Source organism: Clostridium sp. 'White wine YQ' (assembly GCF_028728205.1).
GTDB lineage: Bacteria > Bacillota > Clostridia > Clostridiales > Clostridiaceae > Clostridium_T.
Window position 1 is genome coordinate 831,360 of sequence record NZ_JAQYUU010000001.1, and the last position, 17,147, is coordinate 848,506.

The following is a 17,147-nucleotide window of genomic DNA, read 5'->3' on the forward strand; positions in this document are numbered from 1 at the left end:
AACGTTTTTTCTGTTTTGTTTGTGGAAATTAGAAACTCCTATTAATATATTGCTAAAAAAATAAACAAATATTGAGAAGATTATTATTAAACGAACTATAATGTTGATGTTTATGTAATAAATATAATCATAAAGTTATATTTATATAATGTCTTACAATTTAAATATAAATAGGGGGAGAGTAGATGAGTATATATCAAAAAAACAATGATGTTTTAAACACTGTAAACAGGGGGAATCCAGCAGAATCAGGAGTTTGTACACTTTGCAGAGCTGATTGCAAAGGAAAATGCGAGACTTGGACATCTAGTATGAAAGGTAGAAAATTATTATATCCAAGAGATTTTGGAACTGTGACTGCTGGAAGTTCAAATACTAATCATGTGGGAGTATGCTATAACAATCTCAGAATACAAGGGTATAATTATGGAGCATTTGGAGTTATAGATGGGCGTACTAATAATGCAGATGATTGTATATTTCCTAATGTAAATATTGAAACAGAGTTTGGAAAAGCAATAAAAACAAGGTCTAGGGTACCATTCATGACAGGAGCATTAGGTTCAACTTTTATAGCTCAGAAATATTGGGAATCTTTTGCTATCGGCGCTGCTTTAGTTGGATTTCCAATCGTAATTGGTGAAAACGTTGTAGGTGTTGATAAAAATTCGATAATAGAGAATGGAAAGATAGTAAAATCACCAGAATTGGAACGTAGAATTGACACATATTTAAACTACTATGATGGTTATGGTGCTATAATTGTTCAAATGAATGTAGAAGATACAAGAAATGGAGTAGCAGAATATGTTATTGAAAAATATGGTGACAAGGTAATTTTAGAACTTAAGTGGGGGCAAGGAGCTAAAGATATAGGTGGAGAGATACAGGTAACAAGTCTTGAATATGCAATATTCTTAAAAAATAGAGGATATATAGTTGATCCTGATCCAATAAGACCGGAGGTTCAAGAAGCTTTTAAGAGTGGAGCAATCAAATCTTTTGCTAGACATAGTAGACTTGGATATACTAATTTAAATAATTATCATGAAGTTAAAGAAGAATTTATGAAGTCAGTTGATTATTTAAGAGGACTTGGTTATAAGAGAATTACACTGAAGACAGGATCATATGGAATGGAAGCACTTGCTATGGCAATTAAGTTTGCTACAGAAGCAAAACTTGATTTATTGACTATTGATGGATCAGGTGGTGGCACTGGGATGAGTCCATGGAATATGATGGAGTCCTGGGGTGTTCCCTCTATATTCCTTCATGCAAAGGCATATGAATATGCAAAGATTCTTTCTGATAAAGGATATGATGTAGTAGATATGGCATTTGCTGGCGGCCTAGCTAGAGAAGATCATATATTTAAAGCTCTTGCTCTTGGAGCGCCATTTACTAAACTTGTATGTATGGGAAGGTCACTTATGATTCCTGGATTCTTGGGAGCAAATATTGAAGGTGCATTATATCCGGAAAGAAGAAATAAACTAAATGGAAACTGGGATACATTACCTAAGCATATAACAGAAGAATTCGGAACAACCCCTGAAGAAATATTTGCTGGATATTATGATGTTAAAAATAAAGTCGGGGCAGATGAGATGAAGAATATACCTTTAGGAGCAATTGGCGTTTGGACATTGTCTGATAAGCTTACAGCCGGATTGCAGCAATTAATGGCTGGGGCTAGAAAATTTAGAGTATCTGAAATTTCTAGAAATGATTTATTCTCAGCAAATAGGGAAACAGAGAGGGAAACTGGAATAAAGTTCATGACAGAGGTAAATGATGAACTTGCTAAGTGTATCTTAAATGAAGAATAATTAATGAAAAAGCTTAGGTTAATTATAACCTAAGCTTTTATATTGAAGTTCTTAAAATAACTACAAAAAATATCATTGACATGAACAAATGCCGATGATAAAATTAATTGTTAGCATAACATGGTAAATATACTTATACATATTAATCATACCACATCTAAATATAAATGTCAATAGTTAATTTAAAAATTGGAGGGTTATTTTATGGAGAAACAACTTATGTCTATTTCAGATTCTTTAGTAAACGAACAAACTTTTTTAGAAATTCAGCAGTGTAATGAAGAGACTTTAGAATATGGTTTAAAGCTTTCCGATGAAGATATACATGTGATTTTAAAAACAAGAAATAATGCATTAAGAAGTAACGGAAGATTTGAATTTGGAGGAGTAATAGTTAAAAAAATTATATCTGCATTTTGTGAATCTCCTTATATTTCTCAATATAATTATCTTGAAACAATAGATGAGCTTATTGATATATTCTATTTTTATAAAAATGAAACAATGGATGAAATAAGTGATGATGAATTAATAGATCTAATGAAAAGTTATTTCGATAACGAATGCCAAGGCTCTCTAGAATTACTTAGCGATAGATATTTATATAATGTAGCTCATAATATAAAGTTTGGAGTAACTGATTTTGTTGGTGAAGACGAAATGAAGATTTTGGAGGAATACTTTAATATGGAAGGTGATGATGAATAGTGGGAAATTATATTGTTTCAAAAGAGAATTTCTCTGAAGAACTACTAAGCGATGAACATTATCTTCAATCATTATTACATGTGCTTTATACCAAAGAGCTGTTAAGCATAAAAGAAATAGAAAATATTCAAACTCAGCTATTTAGCATATTAACAGAAACACTAGGCTATTATACCAGAAATGAAAGTTATTCAGTTAGAGTTGAAATTGCAGATAAAATTATGCTGTCAATTTATTATACAATTGGATTATTCATAAAGAACAATTCCACAATTAAAGGAAGCAAAACTCTCTTTAACGAAAAAGGCATGAAATATCTATTTGAAGAAGGCGAGAAGCTCATAAGGTTAAAGTATGATGAATGTAAAAGTTTATTAAATCATATTCAAGAAACAAAACTTAATACAATGAACTATGCATATAATGACACAATTGATTATGGACTACCACTATTTTTTGACGAATATGATATTAGATTTTCCAGTCATGAAGCAGCAGGTTCAATAGATTATCCATTAGCAAATGATGAGATGAAACTAGTAGGAATTGAATATATGGAAGACTATTTAAATAAAATAAATATGGAAAATCACTTCTGCTTAAACTTTGATATCTTTCAAATAGAGTCATTATTAAAAGGCTTTCATAAGAATTCATATCATATGCTTATAAATATATTTCAACTTGTTTTAGTTAATTATCTAGGTGTTATACTTACTCAGAAAAAGGAAAAATCACTTGATATAACTAAAAATGATAGAGAATATATTAAAGAGTCAATACAGAAATTATCAAAGGATGATTTTATAAAACATATTATTGAAGCAAAAGATAAGATGATTAAAGAGCTTTCTATTGAAAATAAATGTTTAATTGATTATATAACAGAAACCATATTAAAGGTGATACCAGATATAGAAAATGGTCTTAGGACTGATACATTAGAAAGTATATTTATAACACCAGATAAATCTCAAGATGAGGGGATTAGATATGAAGATGGTGAGAGTGTAGAAAATGATATATTTAAGTGTATAACTGAAGAAATTAGAGATTGTAATAATGTAGAAGACAAAATAAAAATTATAAGAGAGGAATTTCATAGCTTAAAGGATTTAATAGATGTCTTGGGGGCAGATTGTATTTTTGGTGATGAATTTATTCATGTTTTTAAAGCTTTAGATGATTTTGAAATAGCACTATTATTTAAAAATACACCACAAGGAGAATTTATGGATAGCGATTATGGTACTGAGAGTGAAAGAGAATGGCATGAAAAACTTAAGGTGTATTTAGATAGTTTTGATGAGGATAGAAAAATAGAAATAATAAGAATTTCTCAAGGTGTTGAAACATAAAACTTATTGCTTGCCATATATGGTAAGCAATAAGTTTTTACTCTTTAGAGGGTTTTAATATTTTGTTTGAGCGGGTAACTTAATAGATTTTAATTATAAACTAAAAGTCGCTTAGGTTTCTCTAAAGAGTAAAAAAATAGAAATTAGTCGCCTGCCATTTTTCCTTGCATACGCTCGGAAAGGCAGATGTCAGAAAAAAATCGACGGCTCATAATCGCCTTGACGATTTTTTTGTATTAATATACCCTATCTCCATTAAAAATTGAGTTTTTAACTATTACGTAGTCAACAGTGCGAATTGCATCTAATTTATTCCCTCCGGCATAGGAAATTGATGATTGAAGATCTTGTTCCATTTCAATTAAGGTATTTTTTATTGAACCTTTGAATTCAACATACATTTTTTTGCCTTCAACATTTTTTCTTTCACCTTTTTGGAATTCTGAGGCGGAACCAAAATATTCTTTATAAAGTTTACCATCCATTTCAATTGTTTCTCCAGGAGATTCTTCATGTCCGGCAAATAATGAACCAATCATTACCATTGATGCACCGAATCTAATAGATTTAGCGATATCTCCATGTGTACGAATTCCTCCGTCTGCTATAATAGGCTTACTTGCAGCCTTTGCACACCAACGAAGAGCTGCTAGCTGCCAACCTCCAGTACCGAAGCCAGTCTTAATCTTAGTAATACATACTTTTCCTGGCCCGATTCCTACCTTTGTAGCATCAGCTCCAGCATGTTCTAACTCTCTAACTGCTTCTGGAGTTCCTACATTTCCTGCAATTAAGAAACTATCAGGCAAAAGGTTTTTAATATGCTGAATCATACTTATAACTGAATTTGCGTGGCCGTGAGCTATATCTATAGTTATGTAATCAGGTATAAGGTTGTCAGCTGCAAGATTCCTTATAAACTCATATTCTTCACCTTTTACTCCAACACTGATTGAGGTGAGTAAGCCTCGTGATTTCATATCTTTAATGAAATCTATACGTTTCTCAGGATTAAACCTATGCATAATATAAAAATAGCCATTTTCGGCTAAGTAAAGGGCTATTTTCTCATCTATAATAGTCTGCATATTCGCTGGAACAACTGGTAATCTAAAAGTATGGTTACCTAAAACCACGCTTGTATCGCATTCTAATCTGCTATTTACAATACATTTTGAAGGAATTAACTGAATATCCTCATAATCAAAAACATTTTCCATGTTCACACCTCTAAAAAAGATTATATTAATCTAAGTGTTCTTTATTATTTGGTAAAACATTTTTTGCAACATATTTGTGAAAAATCCATTCACCTACGCCTATTACAACTGCAGCAATTAACGCATCAGTTATAGATATTCCCTTACCATTCCAAATGAAATCGAATAAGTAGATTACTACAAGTGATAATACCACATCGGAAACGGTTGCAACGATATTGTTTGAGGCAGGTAATATAATAAGATCTCCCAATATATACGCAACGATTGTTACTGCAGCAGCTATATATAAGGTTTCTGTAAAAGTTAAATATGTAAGCATAGATAGAATAATTTCTAATACAATTGCAACCATAACAAATTTAACAATCAATGCTGTAACATGTTTCATTTTGTTCACCTCCTTTAAAAGTAATATAAAACTTATTATTTCTAATATGTTGACAAATTATTCCTAACAATTTACAATGCTTCCGGAATAATAAATACGCAATTTGATTAACTAAAAAGTTAATCAAATCAGGAAGGAAGATGAAAATGAGGGGGAAGGTATTAGTAGCAACATTTAAAAGGAATTTTATTGTAATGTTAAGAGCTTATCCAAAAGATTTTTTCATTGGGAATGTTTTAACAGGTTTTTACACTGTAGTAGGAGCATTGTTTATGTATAAGATGCTTTTTAATGGAGAGGTTGGAGATGATTTTCTAAAATTCGCAGGCACAGGAGATTATATGAGCTATGTTATATTAGGTTCTCTTACGTATATTTTTGTGGTTAGAACCTGCCTAAATGTTAGTAGAAGTCTTATTACAGAACTAAGAGAAGGAACTTTGGAGAGTTTAATGATTACCCCATTTAGAAGAGGAGAATATTTTTTGGGGAATATGCTTCAGCAAACTGTGGCTACTACCTTTGAAGTAATGGTATCCTTGATAATTGCATTACCTTTTGGTCTTAATTTATCAAATATGAATGTAAAATCCTTTATATTAATTATTATCTTGGCCTTATATGGCTTTTTTGGATTATCTATGGTACTTGCATCAATAATGCTATATACAAGAGATACATATATTTCTCAAAATACTTTATTTGTATCCATGCTTTTATTATGCGGAATTACTTTTCCAACAGAGTATTTACCTAAAGTGATTAGAAGTATAGGGGAATTAATACCTGTAACAGAAATTTCAAATTTAATAAGGGGAACGGCAATATTAGGTAAGGATATATTTGAACAAAGCAATACTATAATTTATGTGTTTATATTAAGTACAGTTTATATAATAATTGGATTCTTAAGTCTTAAAAGAATAGAATTTATAGCATTAGAAAAAATTCAAGGGTAGGTGTTAAATATGATAGAAGCAAATAATTTGAAAAAGATATATGAAACAAAAACAAGTAAAGGGTTATTTAGAAATGAAAAGGTAAGTGTAGAAGCCGTAAAAGATGTCTCAATAAGAATAAATGAAGGCGAGATTGTTGGGCTTTTAGGCATAAATGGAGCTGGAAAAACAACAACTATTAAAATGTTAACTACGTTACTTTCACCTACATCTGGTGAATATTTTCTTGATGGAGTAGATGCTGTTAAAAATCCCAGGATTATAAAAGGTAAGATTAATATGATAGCTGGCGGGGAAAGGATGATATATTGGAGGCTAACTGCAAATGAAAACCTTTGGTATTATGGACAACTATATGGAATACCAAATGATATATTAAAAAAGCGAATAGATTACTTACTTAATCTAGTAGGCTTACAAGAAAGCAAGGATAAGAAAGTAGAAGAATTTTCAAAGGGAATGAAGCAAAGATTGCAAATAGCTAGAGGTCTTATTAATGATCCAAACTATATATTTATGGATGAACCAACATTGGGATTAGATGCAGTGGTATCTAAAGAATTAAGAGAACATGTAAAATTATTGTCAAAGGAAAATAGGAAGGGAATATTATTAACCTCACACTATATGGATGAGGTTGAGGAACTTTCTGATTATATATATGTCTTAGATAAGGGACAAATAATAAAGCAAGGAACAGTTAAAGAGTTATCTAAGGATGTATTTACAAAGATAGTATATAAATTAACACTTCATAATAATTCAGGTGAATTTAAATCGCATATGCTAAATAACCTTATTTTAAAAGACAATACTGTAGAAATAGAGCAAGAGGAAAATTCCTATAAAATTATTAGTTCAAAGAACTTAAGTCTAGATATATCTAAAATTTGTTCAAGCAAGGGAGCAATTATAAAAGAATTTTACGAGATAGTTCCAAGACTTGAGGATACAATAATTAAGCTTTCAAAGAAAGGGGCATAGCTATGAAACAGTTTGTAAAAGTAGTTATTGGAGAAATGAAAAAGCAGCATCTTAATTATTTCCATAGCAAATTAATATACATTTCATTATTTATATGGCCTATTTTAAGTTTTATAACATCATACTATAGCTTTAAGCCTTTTAAGATAAATAATAGTAATATTAATTACTTAAATGAACAAAATGTGGTAGTATTTATAGTATTAGGATATATGACTATGAGCCTGTTTAGAAGCTTAGTGCAATCCGCTTGGAATTTTTCTTTTGAGAGGATGAGTGGTACATTAGAGCTTATTTATTTATCCCCAGCCACAAGACAAGGAGTTATTTTAGGAAATGCTTTATCTTCATTATTTGAGAGCGTTATATTTATGGTGATATTTACCTTAGGTGTTCTAATATTTAAAAGAGAAGTGTTGAATATTAATTATCTTTCCTTAATGGTGGTTTTTATAATAACTTTAACAATGGCTGTTATATGGGGGATGCTTTTAAATTCTTTGTTTTTATTCTCAAGGGATTCAGGATTTTTATTTACAATTTTAGAAGAACCTATGGAGATATTTTCTGGAGTAAAGGTACCAACATCAGTGTTTCCATTTTGGGCAAAAGGAATAAGTTTATTATTCCCTTTAACTTATGCAATTGAAGCAGTTAGAAATGTTATATTAAAAGGAAGTTCATTAAGTGGGATAACAAACTTTATTATTATTGGAGTAAGTATAATAGCGTTATTATACTTTGCTTGTATAAAAATAATAAAAATAGTAGAGGTTCACAGCAGGAAAACAGGTAATTTCACTTATTTTTAGAGGTAATATGAAGATAGATGTAATTTATGAAAAAGGAATATTATGTGAGTTTAAGTATTCACCGCTTTATGAAATGTTTTGCGCTATGCATGTATTATCTTCTCCAGAGCATCATTTACATAGAAAGCAGTGGGTGCAAAAGGTTCAAGAAAAGACTGATAATAAATTTTTAGAAGAAGTTATGAATTTTGGAGAGCTTACTAATCAATATTGCATAGTGATGGATTTCTGCAGCTATTTTGAAGAGTGTAATGATTTAAGTATATTAAGTTCCATAGAATTCTTATCAAATGTCTCAATTTATAAGGTAAATAAGATATTTAAAGAGTATGATAAAAGAATTACACAAAGAGACTATCTATCATTTTTGGAACTACTAAAAAGGTTTTATATTGAGATATTTCAAGAAGAGCTTAAATATATAGAGCCTATAATTACAAGAGTTCTTAAAAAACAAGCAGCATTAGGACGAGAAAAGGGAATATTTTATATAGTTGACTCTATACACGAAAGAATACAGTTTAATGATGAGAAGATTAAGTTCATTAAAAATAAGGAATATGTAGTAAATAGAGAAAAACTTAAATGCATAACAATAAATTCCTCTACATTTGTAAGTCCTCACCTTATGCTTGGAATAATAGGTGATAATCTATATTTAACACACTTAATTGACTTAGGTTCATATGAGAAGGAAAGTCCGTTAGACTTGGAAAGAACACTTAAGGCACTTGGAGATAGTACTAGACTTAAAATTCTTAAAGAGATATCTAAAAAAGGAAAGAGCACTCAAGAACTAAGCAAAATTTTAAATATCACAGAGGCTGCAGTTTCTAAGGCCTTAAAAGTCATGCAAGAAGGGAATCTAGTGATTAAAGAAAGAAGAGGAAATTATATTATTTATTCTATAAACACTACTGAAATAGATTATATTCCATATAAAATATATGAGTATATTATGATGACATAAAAATTCCTTTACAATCATTTATTCAAACTGTATAATTGTTTTGTATTTGGTAAATATTAATTTAAAATTATATATTTAATTAAGAGCATTGAAAAAGAAGAGTAAATAGAAAATTAAATCTTAGAGATCTAGGGAGGGTGAAATCCTAGAATTTAAATCTATTGAAGGAAGCTTTTGAGCAATAAATAGAAAGCCTATTAGGCGTAGTATATTTATGGGGTTATTCCCTTAAAGATAATTAAGAGGATTAAAATAGTATATTAATATTTTAATCAATTTAGGTGGTAACGCGGAAGTTAGTCTTTCGTCCTAAGATTTTTAGGATGAAGGCTTTTTTTATTTTAAAGTTTTAAAGGAGATGTAGAGGATGAGTTTTGAAAAATTAGCAGATATGATATTCCCAGAAGTTAATCATTCAACAGAATATTATATTGAAAAATATCCAAAAAGAAATTTAATAGAAGGTGCTAGAGTTACAAGATATGCGCCAAGCCCAACTGGATTTCAACATATTGGAGGAGTGTTTGCTGCATTAATCAATGAAAGATTAGCAAGCCAATCTGAGGGTGTATTTTATTTAAGAATAGAAGATACTGATCAAAAGAGAGAAGTTGAAGGTGCCATTGAAGATACTATAGCAACTATGCACAACTTTGGAATGGATTTTAATGAAGGAATGACAGGTCAAGATACTTATAAAGGAGAATATGGTCCTTATAGACAAAGTCAAAGAGCAGAAATATATAATACTTTTGCTAAAGACTTACTTAAAAAAGGATTAGCTTATCCATGTTTCTGCACACCAGAAGAATTAGCTGAACTTAGAGAAAAACAAGTGGCTAACAAAATAACTCCAGGTTATTATGGTGAATATGCTAAATTTAGAAATATAACAGAAGAAGAAGCAATTAAGAGAATTGAAGCTGGAGAGAAATATATAATAAGATTAAAGTCTCCAGGAAATCCTGAAAATAGGGTTGAATTCCATGATTTAATTAAAGGGGATATATCTTTCCCAGAAAATAATCAAGATATAGTACTTATTAAAGGTGACGGACTTCCTACATATCACTTTGCGCATGCAATAGATGATTTCTTAATGAGAACTACAGATGTAATAAGAGGAGAAGAGTGGTTATCATCTCTTCCAATACATGTTCAATTATTTGAAGTATTAGGTTTTGAAGCTCCAAGATATGCTCATATACCAACTATAATGAAGCAAGATGGCGGATCAAAGAGAAAGCTTTCAAAGAGAAAAGATGCAGAAGCGGCAGTTTCTTATTATAAAGAAGTTGGATATCCAACAGTAACTGTAATAGAGTATTTATTAAATATCATAAACTCAACCTTCGAGGATTGGAGAGCAGAAAATCCAACAGCTGATTATCATGAATTTGAGATTCATTTGGAAAAAATGAGTAAGAGCGGAGCATTATTTGACTTAGTAAAATTAAATGATGTATCTAAGGATCGTATTGCTGCTATGAAAGCTAATGATGTTTATGAAATTTATACTGCTTGGGCTAAAGAGTTTGATAGCGAAATGTATAAATTAGTTACAGAAAATGAAGCTATGGCTAAAGAGATATTCAATATAGACAAAGAAGGTCCAAAGCCAAGAAAAGACTATGCAAAATGGGATGAAGTAAAAGAAAAAGTATTCTATTTCTTTGATGAATTATTTGACAAAGAAACAGCAGAACAAATTGAAATGCCAAAAGGACTTTCACTTGAAGATGCTAAAGCTGTAATTGAAGTTTATAAAAATGAATTTAACTTTAATGCAGGAAGCCAAGAAGCTTGGTTTGAAGATTTAAAAGAAATTGGAACTAGACTTGGTTACTGTGCAAATAGAAAAGAATTTAAAGCAAATCCAGACCAATATAAAGGTATGATATCTGATGTGGCTGGGGCAGTGAGGATTGCATTATCACACAGAACTAACACACCAGACCTTTATACTATAATGCAGATTATGGGTGAAGAAAAAACTAGATCAAGATTTGAAAAATTCTTAAATATATAAAGATTCAGGACTTCACAATTATTTTGTGGAGTCCTTTAATATTTAGATGTATTTAAGCAGAATTAAATGTTATAATTTGGATATGTCTCAATTTATGTTATCGAGGTGAATAAATGAGAAAAAGGGTATTCTTAATAGTCTTATTGTTAGTGTCAGTTAGTATTGGGTATTATGGAGTACAAGCACTAACTTCAAATTCTAAAGAAAAATCATTAGAGCCAAAACAAGTTGTAGAAAATTATTTTAAGTACAGAAATGAAAAAAATAAAAAAGAGATTCTTAAAACACTAACAAAATGGCACGATACTCCTAATGTTGTTTGGGGTTTTGAGAATTTAGAAAGTATAAATATAGTAGATATCAAAGAAGAAAATAGTGAAGATGTGAAAAAAGGGTATTTACAAAATGGAAGAGGAAGCGTAAATAATACTACAGAAAATAACCTCAAGGTTTATAAAGTAAAGTATGAAGTAAAATATTTTGAAAATGGGGTAGGACCGCAAGATAGCGGGGTATATGATTGGTGGTTTTATGTTATAAGGGAAAATGAAAATTCACCATGGCTAATTGATGATATGGGTGAATAAGTAATTTGCACAATGAAAGGAGAAAAACATGCAAAACATAAATTTAATAGAGTATAAAGGAACTATATTTAGACATTTTAAAGGAGATTTATATTTATTAATTGATATAGCAGTTCATTCAGAAACTAGAGATGAACTAGTTGTATATAAAGCTCTATATGGAGACTGTGGAGTATATGCAAGGCCAATAGATATGTTTTTAAGTGAAGTTGATAAAGAAAAATATCCTAATATAGAGCAAAAATATAGATTTGAACCGGTAGTTATTAAAAGTGTGAAGTAGTTTAAAATTAATTGGGAAATATGAGGGAGAAATTATATGGTTGAAAAAGGGTTAAATAAATTTTTCTGGGGCTTTATATTTATAATGCTTGGTTTTAGAATTCAAGGTTTTGATATTTTTCCGGATATAATTGGGTATATATTGTTTGCAGTTGGATTTAAAGATTTAAATTCAAGTAGTGATTATTTTAAAGTAGCTTCAAAATATAATATAGTAATGATAGTGGTATCAATATTCTCTATATATGAGATGCCAACTCATACAGAAGGTATTCACTTTGGGTCACTTGGAATTCTTAGCTTTATTGTAGGAATAGCATCTCTCGTGATAAGTTTATTAGTTGTATATAACTTATTTATGGGAATCCACGAAATTGCACATAGACAAGAAAGATATGAACTAGCAGAAGATTCTCTTAAAAAGTGGAAACAGTTTTTGATTTTACAAATTGCAGTCTGGGTTGTATTACTATTAATTTTTATACCAATTCTAGCAATAATATTAGTTTTTGCATTTTTTATAGCATCAATTATAATAACAATATCCATCTTGAGTTTCTTAAAGAGATGTAGTAGAGAATTAAGCGAATTATCATAAATATTAGAAGAGTTAAAAATACCGTGCTATTTAGTTAGCACGGTATTTTATATAAAAAAGAATATTAGCTTAATTTAAATGATGATTTTAATGATACTATTCTGTTAAATACTAATTTTTCAGGAGTAGTATACTTAGTATCTATATTAAAGAAACCATTTCTAACCATTTGGAACTTATCTTGAGGTTTAGCATCTTTAATAGCAGTTGGCTCGATAAAACCTTGCAATATTTCCATTGAGTTTGGATTTATTTGTTCTAAGAAGTGCTTATCTTCACCTTCCTCAGAATCATCTAATATTAATGGTTCATATAATCTAAATTCAGCTGGAACACAAGATTTAGCATCTACCCAGTGAATAGTTCCTTTTACTTTTCTACCAGTGAAACCTGAACCACTCTTAGTTTCTGGATCATAGGTACAGTGAATTTCTATTACTTCTCCATTTTCATCTTTAATTATTTCGTTGCATTTAACAAAATAAGCTCCCTTTAATCTAACTTCGTTACCAGGGAATAGTCTAAAGTATTTCTTTGGAGGAACCTCCATAAAATCTTCTCTTTCAATATATAATTCTCTTGAGAATGGAACCAATCTAGTTCCTTGTGTTTCATCCTTAGAGTTATTTTCTATCTCAAGCATTTCTGTTTCGTTTTCAGGATAGTTAGTTATTACAAGCTTAAGAGGATTTAATACAGCCATAGCTAGTGGTGCTTTAAGTTGTAAATCTTCTCTTATGAAATAATCTAACATTTGAGAGTCAACAACAGAATTAGCCTTTGCAACTCCAATTGCTGTGCAGAAATTTCTTAATGCATCAGGAGTACAACCTTTTCTTCTTAATCCAGAGATAGTAGGCATTCTTGGGTCATCCCATCCATCAACAACTTTTTCATCAACTAATTGTTTAAGTTTTCTTTTACTCATAACGGTATTAGTCATGTTTAATCTTGCAAATTCAATTTGTCTTGGAGTAGCTTCCATTTCACATTCACGCACAACCCAATCATAAAGTGGTCTATGATCTTCAAACTCTAAAGTACAAATAGAGTGAGTTACGTGTTCTATAGCATCTTCTAGTGGATGAGCAAAGTCGTACATTGGATATATACACCACTTATCACCAGTATTATGATGTGTAGAATGAGATATTCTGTAGATGATCGGATCTCTCATATTTATGTTCGGAGAAGCCATATCTATTTTTGCTCTAAGAACTTTTTCACCATCTGCAAATTCACCATTTTTCATTCTTTCAAATAAATCTAAGTTTTCGTGAGCAGATCTATTTCTATATGGACTCTCTTTACCAGGTTTAGTTAATGTACCTCTATATTCTTTAGCTTCTTCAGCTGTTAAATCACAAACATAGGCTAAACCTTTTTTTATTAATAAAATAGCTTTTTCATACATAGTATCAAAATAATTAGATGCAAAGAAAAGTTCATCCCAATTTCCGCCAAGCCATTTTACATCTTCTTTAATTGATTCAACATATTCAGTATCTTCTTTAACTGGATTAGTATCATCAAATCTTAAGTGAGTTTTTCCATTAAATTCTCCTGCTAAACCAAAGTTTAAAAGAATAGATTTAGCATGCCCAATATGTAAGTATCCGTTTGGTTCAGGTGGGAAGCGGGTAATAATCTCTTTGTGTTTGCCGCTTTCTAGATCCTCTAGGACTATATTTCTTATAAAATTAGAAGAATTAATTTCGTTTGACATAGTTTTACCTCTCTTATTCTGTATAATTAAGTTATAAAAAGAACATATTACGAAAAATAGTATTCCTTTTTTATTCGTAGATAATAATAATTTTAATCCAATATTAAGGAAAAATAAAGATAAACTGCTATAAAATATTAAAAATTATCCGAATTTCATGGGAATTAAGTGTTTTACCATCTATTTATGTCACAATTTTAGGAGTAATAATTATGATGAAATATTTACTAGATACTAATGTCATAATAGGACTTTGGAGTAAGTATCCAAGTGTTTTAGACAAACTTATTAAATATGATAAAATTGCGATTCTAAGAGAGATAAGTGAAGAACTTGTGATTAAAGAAAGAAGAATTTATAAAGGACAAGAAGTATTATCTGAGAGATTTTGTAGCCTGCTTTCTTTTATTAGGGATATTGATAAAAGTAGAATTGAAGAGTTTTATGAAATGCTTGATATAAAATACTCAAAGAAAGGAAATGCATATTTTGAAGAGGTGAATAAGTTATCTCGGATTGATTTGATTATTTTATATGCCTGTACTTTGGAAGAAAGTCTTATATTAATAACAGAAGACAGAAAACTATTTAATGCGGCAGGTATAATATTAGGCGAAGATAGAGTAATGTCTTTAAAAACATTAGTAGAAATCTACCATAAAGAGGTGTAAATAATTGAATAAATTACATAGTGATAATGAAATAGTCAATTTAATAAAAAATAATAGAATGGCTGTGATTTATTTTAGTGGAAATACCTGTGGAGCTTGCGAGGTCATTAAGCTTAAAATTGAAGATATATTAATAAAGTATCCTAATATCAAGTGCGGGGCAATAGATGCAGAGAGGCATTTAGACTTAGCAGCAAAGTACAATATATTTTCAGTTCCAGTATTTCTGCTATATATAGATGGAAAGGAAAGTATAAGACTTGGAAGAAATTTAGATTTGTTAGAGTTAGAAGCAAATATAGGAAGGTATTATGAGATGATATTTTAAAGAGTTTTGTTTAATAAACTAAAAACAATAAAGTATGAAATCCTCTATATGAATTTTAAGGTGATAAATGTACTTTTGATGATCTTATGTCAGAGTAAATCTATTTCACCTGAATCAAAGATGGAACTAAACTAATTAAAGGCCATATTATATAACATAAGGTAACTTTAGTTAGTCGATTATTTGATATCAAGATAGAATAATTCAAAATAGAGGGTGATTGAATGAAACAAAAGACAAAGTTAACGGGAAGAGTAATATATCCTAATGATCCAGGATACCAGCGAGCTCGTATGAACTGGAATCCATTTACCAATGCATACCCCATTGTATTTGTATTCGCACAGCAGAATGAAGATGTTGTAAATGCCGTAAGATGGGCTCGTGAGAATAATGTGCCCATTCGTATGAGAAGTGGTAGGCATGCTTTGGCAAAAGATTTTTCGCAAACAAACGGAGGCATAGTAATAGATACCAGTTTAATGAGAAAGGTTGAACTAGATAAGTCATTAGGAATTGCTACTGTTGAAGCAGGAATACGTGTAGGAGCACTTGTAAGGATGCTTGCACAGATAGGAATCTTGGCTCCATTTGGAGATAGTTCAACAGTTGGTATAGGAGGCATAAGTACTGGTGGAGGAATTACTGCAATCCAGAGAACAGCAGGAGTTATATCAGACAATATTCTATCAGCTACTTTAGTTGATGCCAATGGTGATATTCTAAATGTTAGTGAAGATGAAAATTCTGATTTGTTATGGGCAATTCGCGGAGGTGGAGGAGGAAACTTCGGAATTATTACTTCCTACACTTTTAAAGTGCGTCCAGCACCATTTAAAGTTGGAATATTTCAAATAATATGGCCATGGGAGCAATTGAATGAAGTTATAGATGCTTGGCAAAGATGGTCTCCTTCTGTAGATAAAAGACTTGGTACAATATTAGAGATATATTCAAAAACCAATGGACTTCTACGTTCACAGGGTATATTCCTTGGTCCAAAAGAAGAACTGGAGAAATTGATAACAACTTTGACAGATGTAGGATCTCCTGTAAAGGTGTTTGTTGATGAGGTTTCACTACTAGAGGCGATAGATTTTTGGGCTCCGAATGAACCTCTATTTGACAATCAAAACACTACCTGGTCTTCTTCTTGGGTAGAACAAATGCTTCCTGATGATGGAATTAATGCAATACGAAACTTTTTAGAAAAAGCAAGAGGAAGCGAATCTAATTTCTTTTTCTTAAACTCTGGAGGAGCAATGAACCAGGTACCTCCACAGGCTACGGCTTTTTTCTGGCGCAATACTAAATATTATTTGGAGTGGGATGCCTCATGGACTGATCCATGTGAAACACAAAAGAATATTGAGCTTGTCCAACAAACACGGGAACAATTAAGACCTTATGTAACTGGCTCATACGTCAATGTACCAGACTTAGGAATAAAGAATTATGGTCAGGAATATTATGGTGATAATTTTGCTAGGCTTAAGAAAGTTAAAGCAAAATATGATCCAGAAAACATTTTTCATTTTGTACAGAGTATTCCGATACCACCTGATTGTGATAAATGCCATAAGGATTATAAGTAATAGCAACAATTGATTTTTATTAAGACGGATAGTTATTTTATAAAATGTAGTAAAGCGTGCGATATTTAAAATCGCACGTTACTTAATTCTTTATTGG

At 30.5% G+C, this 17,147-nt stretch carries 17 protein-coding genes and 1 other annotated feature; of the genes, 14 read left to right on the top strand and 3 right to left on the bottom strand.

Annotation, left to right across the window (positions count from 1 at the left end; translation table 11 throughout):
• Nucleotides 1-185 precede the first annotated feature (185 nt).
• The 3 genes from PTZ02_RS04060 (at nucleotide 186) to PTZ02_RS04070 (ending at nucleotide 3,898) form a co-directional block, all read left to right on the top strand.
• Complete coding sequence (locus PTZ02_RS04060) at nucleotides 186-1,832, top strand: glutamate synthase-related protein (RefSeq protein ID WP_274226536.1); 1,647 nt, start codon at nucleotides 186-188, stop codon at nucleotides 1,830-1,832.
• A 204-nt stretch (nucleotides 1,833-2,036) separates the two neighbouring features.
• Nucleotides 2,037-2,540 (top strand): DUF6323 family protein, encoded by a 504-nt coding sequence (locus PTZ02_RS04065; RefSeq protein ID WP_274226537.1) that lies wholly within the window; start codon nucleotides 2,037-2,039, stop codon nucleotides 2,538-2,540.
• Entirely contained in the window at nucleotides 2,540-3,898 is a 1,359-nt protein-coding gene (locus tag PTZ02_RS04070) for a DUF6179 domain-containing protein (RefSeq protein WP_274226538.1), read from the top strand. Before PTZ02_RS04065 ends, PTZ02_RS04070 begins: the two co-directional genes overlap by 1 nt.
• Nucleotides 3,899-4,134: 236 nt before the next feature.
• Here PTZ02_RS04070 and guaC read toward each other — a convergent pair whose 3' ends face one another.
• Nucleotides 4,135-5,118, bottom strand: coding sequence for a GMP reductase (gene guaC, locus PTZ02_RS04075; RefSeq protein ID WP_274226539.1), 984 nt, complete (start codon nucleotides 5,116-5,118; stop codon nucleotides 4,135-4,137).
• Nucleotides 5,119-5,143: 25 nt separating this feature from the next.
• Nucleotides 5,144-5,509: a DUF2512 family protein gene (locus tag PTZ02_RS04080; RefSeq protein WP_274226540.1), complete on the bottom strand. Its 366-nt coding sequence runs from the start codon at nucleotides 5,507-5,509 to the stop codon at nucleotides 5,144-5,146.
• 146 nt (nucleotides 5,510-5,655) lie between these two features.
• Here PTZ02_RS04080 and PTZ02_RS04085 point away from each other — a divergent pair, with 146 nt between their 5' ends.
• The 8 genes from PTZ02_RS04085 to PTZ02_RS04120 all read left to right on the top strand — a co-directional run bounded on the left by PTZ02_RS04085 (nucleotide 5,656) and on the right by PTZ02_RS04120 (nucleotide 12,730).
• Nucleotides 5,656-6,468, top strand: coding sequence for an ABC transporter permease (locus PTZ02_RS04085; RefSeq protein ID WP_274226541.1), 813 nt, complete (start codon nucleotides 5,656-5,658; stop codon nucleotides 6,466-6,468).
• A 9-nt stretch (nucleotides 6,469-6,477) separates the two neighbouring features.
• Nucleotides 6,478-7,452 (top strand): ABC transporter ATP-binding protein, encoded by a 975-nt coding sequence (locus PTZ02_RS04090; RefSeq protein ID WP_274226542.1) that lies wholly within the window; start codon nucleotides 6,478-6,480, stop codon nucleotides 7,450-7,452.
• Nucleotides 7,453-7,454: 2 nt separating this feature from the next.
• The gene (locus PTZ02_RS04095) at nucleotides 7,455-8,264 is read left to right on the top strand and encodes an ABC transporter permease (RefSeq protein ID WP_274226543.1); all 810 of its coding nucleotides are present in this window, start codon (nucleotides 7,455-7,457) and stop codon (nucleotides 8,262-8,264) included.
• 7 nt (nucleotides 8,265-8,271) lie between these two features.
• The gene (locus tag PTZ02_RS04100; protein ID WP_274226544.1) at nucleotides 8,272-9,234 is read left to right on the top strand and encodes an ArsR/SmtB family transcription factor; all 963 of its coding nucleotides are present in this window, start codon (nucleotides 8,272-8,274) and stop codon (nucleotides 9,232-9,234) included.
• A 79-nt stretch (nucleotides 9,235-9,313) separates the two neighbouring features.
• Nucleotides 9,314-9,549 (top strand) — a binding site (T-box leader).
• Between the two features lie 52 nt (nucleotides 9,550-9,601).
• Entirely contained in the window at nucleotides 9,602-11,263 is a 1,662-nt protein-coding gene (gene gltX / locus PTZ02_RS04105) for a glutamate--tRNA ligase (RefSeq protein WP_274226545.1), read from the top strand.
• A gap of 113 nt (nucleotides 11,264-11,376) precedes the next feature.
• Nucleotides 11,377-11,850 (top strand): DUF4829 domain-containing protein, encoded by a 474-nt coding sequence (locus tag PTZ02_RS04110; protein ID WP_274226546.1) that lies wholly within the window; start codon nucleotides 11,377-11,379, stop codon nucleotides 11,848-11,850.
• Nucleotides 11,851-11,878: 28 nt separating this feature from the next.
• Entirely contained in the window at nucleotides 11,879-12,133 is a 255-nt protein-coding gene (locus tag PTZ02_RS04115) for a DUF1653 domain-containing protein (RefSeq protein ID WP_274226547.1), read from the top strand.
• Nucleotides 12,134-12,169: 36 nt separating this feature from the next.
• On the top strand, nucleotides 12,170-12,730 hold the full coding sequence (locus PTZ02_RS04120; protein ID WP_274226548.1) for a hypothetical protein: 561 nt from the start codon (nucleotides 12,170-12,172) through the stop codon (nucleotides 12,728-12,730).
• 64 nt (nucleotides 12,731-12,794) lie between these two features.
• Here the strand turns inward: PTZ02_RS04120 and PTZ02_RS04125 are convergent, their stop codons facing one another.
• On the bottom strand, nucleotides 12,795-14,456 hold the full coding sequence (locus PTZ02_RS04125) for a glutamine--tRNA ligase/YqeY domain fusion protein (RefSeq protein ID WP_274226549.1): 1,662 nt from the start codon (nucleotides 14,454-14,456) through the stop codon (nucleotides 12,795-12,797).
• A 212-nt stretch (nucleotides 14,457-14,668) separates the two neighbouring features.
• Between PTZ02_RS04125 and PTZ02_RS04130 the strand changes: the two genes are divergently transcribed.
• The 3 genes from PTZ02_RS04130 (at nucleotide 14,669) to PTZ02_RS04140 (ending at nucleotide 17,050) form a co-directional block, all read left to right on the top strand.
• Nucleotides 14,669-15,127 carry a hypothetical protein gene (locus PTZ02_RS04130; RefSeq protein ID WP_274226550.1) on the top strand — a complete coding sequence of 153 codons (459 nt, stop codon included), beginning with the start codon at nucleotides 14,669-14,671 and terminating at the stop codon, nucleotides 15,125-15,127.
• Between the two features lie 4 nt (nucleotides 15,128-15,131).
• A complete protein-coding gene (locus PTZ02_RS04135) occupies nucleotides 15,132-15,455 on the top strand; it encodes a thioredoxin family protein (RefSeq protein ID WP_274226551.1) in 324 nt (107 codons plus the stop codon).
• Nucleotides 15,456-15,679: 224 nt separating this feature from the next.
• Nucleotides 15,680-17,050, top strand: a complete 1,371-nt coding sequence (locus PTZ02_RS04140; protein WP_274226552.1) for an FAD-binding oxidoreductase — start codon at nucleotides 15,680-15,682, stop codon at nucleotides 17,048-17,050.
• Nucleotides 17,051-17,147: the final 97 nt, after the last annotated feature.

Bases quoted from the DNA above. Each gene is read 5' to 3' on its own strand.
- PTZ02_RS04085 (WP_274226541.1), top strand. From the start codon at position 5,656: ATGAGGGGGAAGGTATTAGTAGCAACATTTAAAAGGAATTTTATTGTA.
- PTZ02_RS04140 (WP_274226552.1), top strand. From the start codon at position 15,680: ATGAAACAAAAGACAAAGTTAACGGGAAGAGTAATATATCCTAATGAT.
- PTZ02_RS04060 (WP_274226536.1), top strand. From the start codon at position 186: ATGAGTATATATCAAAAAAACAATGATGTTTTAAACACTGTAAACAGG.
- PTZ02_RS04100 (WP_274226544.1), top strand. From the start codon at position 8,272: ATGAAGATAGATGTAATTTATGAAAAAGGAATATTATGTGAGTTTAAG.
- PTZ02_RS04065 (WP_274226537.1), top strand. From the start codon at position 2,037: ATGGAGAAACAACTTATGTCTATTTCAGATTCTTTAGTAAACGAACAA.
- PTZ02_RS04095 (WP_274226543.1), top strand. From the start codon at position 7,455: ATGAAACAGTTTGTAAAAGTAGTTATTGGAGAAATGAAAAAGCAGCAT.
- PTZ02_RS04115 (WP_274226547.1), top strand. From the start codon at position 11,879: ATGCAAAACATAAATTTAATAGAGTATAAAGGAACTATATTTAGACAT.
- guaC (WP_274226539.1), bottom strand. From the start codon at position 5,118: ATGGAAAATGTTTTTGATTATGAGGATATTCAGTTAATTCCTTCAAAA.
- PTZ02_RS04130 (WP_274226550.1), top strand. From the start codon at position 14,669: ATGATGAAATATTTACTAGATACTAATGTCATAATAGGACTTTGGAGT.
- PTZ02_RS04120 (WP_274226548.1), top strand. From the start codon at position 12,170: ATGGTTGAAAAAGGGTTAAATAAATTTTTCTGGGGCTTTATATTTATA.
- gltX (WP_274226545.1), top strand. From the start codon at position 9,602: ATGAGTTTTGAAAAATTAGCAGATATGATATTCCCAGAAGTTAATCAT.
- PTZ02_RS04080 (WP_274226540.1), bottom strand. From the start codon at position 5,509: ATGAAACATGTTACAGCATTGATTGTTAAATTTGTTATGGTTGCAATT.
- PTZ02_RS04125 (WP_274226549.1), bottom strand. From the start codon at position 14,456: ATGTCAAACGAAATTAATTCTTCTAATTTTATAAGAAATATAGTCCTA.
- PTZ02_RS04090 (WP_274226542.1), top strand. From the start codon at position 6,478: ATGATAGAAGCAAATAATTTGAAAAAGATATATGAAACAAAAACAAGT.
- PTZ02_RS04110 (WP_274226546.1), top strand. From the start codon at position 11,377: ATGAGAAAAAGGGTATTCTTAATAGTCTTATTGTTAGTGTCAGTTAGT.